This window comes from Oleiphilus sp. HI0066, assembly GCF_001635725.1.
The window spans coordinates 1-630 of the sequence record NZ_LWFH01000079.1 but is presented as its reverse complement, the minus strand read 5'-3'; the positions used below and the strand labels follow the sequence as shown (position 1 = coordinate 630).

1 protein-coding gene is annotated in these 630 nt (G+C 43.2%); it reads right to left on the bottom strand.

Annotated elements, in window-relative coordinates:
• Nucleotides 1–109: 109 nt before the first annotated feature.
• Nucleotides 110–630, bottom strand: a 521-nt coding sequence (cysC, locus tag A3738_RS01240; protein ID WP_068763294.1) for an adenylyl-sulfate kinase, incomplete at its 5' end; no start/stop codon positions are given.

Here is a 630-nt window from a genome sequence, read left to right as displayed (position 1 = left end):
CTCAAGTACTACTCTTTCTTTTGAACCTAAATAAGCGCAGAAATATACGCATGTTGATCTAGCTTAGATAACTTTACTAGACAATCAGGAAGGTCTCTCTTAACTAGCTTTAGGCTAAGTCTTGCGTTTGTTGAGGTTTATGCGTGATAAAGCCGCGTTGTTCTAGGTAGTTGAGTAGTGTCTCTGTGCACGTATTAATATCATGTTTATGGGTGTTCAAAGTAACTTCAGGTGCCTGAGGTGCTTCATATGCCGAGTCTATTCCAGTGAAGAATTTGATTTCTCCTGCGCGGGCTTTTTTGTACAAACCTTTTGGATCGCGTTCTTCGCAAACACCTAAAGGCGTGCTGATGTGTACCTCAATGAATTCATTGTCTGAGAACAAAGAGCGCACCATATTGCGATCACTTCTAAATGGCGAGATGAATGCCGACATCACAATTAAGCCTGCTTCGGTGAAAAGCTTTGATGCTTCGCCGATTCTACGAATATTCTCAATGCGATCCGCATCTGAAAATCCGAGGTCTTTGTTTAACCCGTGGCGAACGTTATCTCCATCGAGCAAAAAGGTATGATAACCGCGTTGAAACAGAGCGTGGTCTAGTGCATTGGCGACGGTTGATTTGCCTG